1 protein-coding gene is annotated in these 1,025 nt (G+C 54.6%); it reads left to right on the forward strand.

Annotated features, from left to right (window positions below; all coding sequences use genetic code 11):
- The coding region (gene tuf / locus ABLU73_RS22855; RefSeq protein WP_062914393.1) for an elongation factor Tu at positions 1–1,025 on the forward strand (1,025 nt) is incomplete at both ends.

Here is a 1,025-nt window from a genome sequence, read left to right on the forward strand (position 1 = left end):
GCTGCCATCACTACCGTTCTGGCTAAAACCTACGGTGGTTCCGCTCGCGCATTCGACCAGATCGATAACGCGCCGGAAGAAAAAGCTCGTGGTATCACCATCAACACCTCTCACGTTGAATATGACACCCCGACTCGCCACTACGCGCACGTAGACTGCCCGGGCCACGCCGACTATGTTAAAAACATGATCACCGGTGCTGCGCAGATGGACGGCGCGATCCTGGTTGTTGCTGCGACTGACGGCCCGATGCCGCAGACTCGTGAGCACATCCTGCTGGGTCGTCAGGTAGGCGTTCCGTACATCATCGTGTTCCTGAACAAATGCGACATGGTTGATGACGAAGAGCTGCTGGAACTGGTTGAGATGGAAGTTCGTGAACTGCTGTCTCAGTACGATTTCCCGGGCGACGACACCCCGATCGTTCGTGGTTCTGCTCTGAAAGCGCTGGAAGGCGACGCAGAGTGGGAAGCGAAAATCATCGAACTGGCTGGCCACCTGGATACCTATATCCCGGAACCAGAGCGTGCGATTGACAAGCCGTTCCTGCTGCCGATCGAAGACGTATTCTCCATCTCCGGTCGTGGTACCGTTGTTACCGGTCGTGTAGAGCGCGGTATCATCAAAGTGGGTGAAGAAGTTGAAATCGTTGGTATCAAAGAAACCGCGAAAACCACCTGTACTGGCGTTGAAATGTTCCGCAAACTGCTGGACGAAGGCCGTGCTGGTGAGAACGTAGGTGTTCTGCTGCGTGGTATCAAACGTGAAGAAATCGAACGTGGTCAGGTACTGGCTAAGCCGGGCACCATCAACCCGCACACCAAGTTCGAATCTGAAGTGTACATTCTGTCCAAAGACGAAGGCGGCCGTCATACTCCGTTCTTCAAAGGCTACCGTCCGCAGTTCTACTTCCGTACAACTGACGTGACTGGCACCATCGAACTGCCGGAAGGCGTAGAGATGGTAATGCCGGGCGACAACATCAAAATGGTTGTTACCCTGATCCACCCGATCGCGATGGACGA

It is taken from the genome of Klebsiella sp. GG_Kp175, assembly GCF_040062325.1.
Lineage (GTDB): Bacteria > Pseudomonadota > Gammaproteobacteria > Enterobacterales > Enterobacteriaceae > Klebsiella > Klebsiella quasipneumoniae.